At 32.6% G+C, this 1,127-nt stretch carries 1 protein-coding gene and 1 pseudogene; both read right to left on the bottom strand.

Going from position 1 to position 1,127, the window contains the following annotated elements:
• A pseudogene (locus E1171_RS05030) lies at window positions 1-392 on the bottom strand (hypothetical protein); the annotation flags it as partial.
• Between the two features lie 253 nt (window positions 393-645).
• The coding region (locus E1171_RS05025) for a helix-turn-helix transcriptional regulator (RefSeq protein ID WP_222931399.1) at window positions 646-1,127 on the bottom strand (482 nt) is incomplete at its 5' end.

The following is a 1,127-nucleotide window of genomic DNA, read 5'->3' as shown; positions in this document are numbered from 1 at the left end:
CCACTATGAGAACCTAAAAAGGTATTATAGTTACCCTTCACATTATAACCACTTTTAGAACCCAAAAAGGTATTATGATAACTGTTTATATTTTCAACATTAATAGCACTTGCCCCTGCCACCTCAGCTCCAATTAGGGTGTTATTGCTTCCAAGTCGTTTCCATAATGCGATATGGGCTCCGAAAAATGAATTGGAATTTGCACCATCATGCCTCTCGCCTACATTGTTTCCTACCAAGGTGTTTAGTTGTCCATAACTTCCTCTTGGAGCATATGGGGAAAAGTAATTATTTTTATTCCCATCACTAACCTGTCCCAAAACTTCAGAATGAGTCCAGATACTAATTATAATAAAGAGGGTAATCGGTACTTTTTTTGTAAAAATTTTCATAGGCTAAAAATTATTAGATTAAAAAAACATAATTATTAAGTATGCTTTATAAAAAGTAAGCCTTAATAGGCTTTAATAAAAGCATGCCTTTGTTTTGTTATTTTCCAATTTTATTACCAAAAAATAATATTCAATACTCTATAAAAGGGGTTAATGATTTCCTTTAAAAGTATTTTTAATAAAATTATGTAAGATTTAATGGATAAAATAACCCAAAAACGAAAATTAATAGCCGAAAAAAGAATAAGTGGTATTACTTCTTTAATTCATGGGGTAAGACGCCAAATTCTCTTCGAAAAGCAGTGGCGAAATGACTTAAATTTACATATCCCACCCTATATGCGGCCTCGGACACCGATAAGCTTTCTTGCATAATTAATTGACGAGCCTTCTGAATGCGGAGTTTTTTAATATGCTTTTGAATGGTATTGCCAAATAAAGCCTTAAAGCCTTTCTGTAGTTTATGTTCGTTTAATCCGGTTTTACGAATAAGTTCACTAATTGTAATATTTGTATCTAAATTAGATGCTATATACTGATGCGATTCTAATATTAGGTTTTCGTCCATGTTCGGAAAAGTGGTTTTACCCACCACAAACTGTTGAAGGAATAAAGTAAGCAGCTCGAGAGTTTTTCCTTCTAGCATCAATTTTGAGAAACTTTGAAAATAGGCCTCATTTAAAAGCTGATTCAAAACAAAATTCATTTCCTGGGAGCTTGATCCATTCTCATACA

Source organism: Xanthovirga aplysinae (genome assembly GCF_009711365.1).
Lineage (GTDB): Bacteria > Bacteroidota > Bacteroidia > Cytophagales > Cyclobacteriaceae > Xanthovirga > Xanthovirga aplysinae.
This window is presented reverse-complemented; position numbering and strand designations above follow the sequence as displayed.